Genomic DNA, 235 nt, shown 5'->3' on the forward strand with positions numbered 1-235 from the left:
AGCCGTCGTTGTGGAACTTACTTAGGTCTGCGTTTCCGGACCCGTTCTTGTACGACAGCAGGTAATACTCGCCGTACAACTCGAACGGGGTGAGTGTTGTCCACCCTGTTGTCCAGTTGTGCTGCCACACGCTGTTGTACGAGCCGTCGTTGTGGAACTTACTTAGGTCTGCGTTTCCGGACCCGTTCTTGTACGACAGCAGGTAATACTCGCCGTACAACTCGAACGGGGTGAG

The 235-nt window shown here is 54.5% G+C and carries 1 protein-coding gene; it reads right to left on the minus strand.

Going from position 1 to position 235, the window contains the following annotated elements; genetic code table 11:
- A partial coding sequence (locus RUR_RS36680) for a hypothetical protein (protein ID WP_283139899.1) occupies positions 1-235 on the minus strand: 235 nt, incomplete at both ends.

The sequence above is a fragment of the Rhizohabitans arisaemae genome (genome assembly GCF_025996515.1).
GTDB classification, from domain to species: Bacteria; Actinomycetota; Actinomycetes; order Streptosporangiales; family Streptosporangiaceae; genus Rhizohabitans; species Rhizohabitans arisaemae.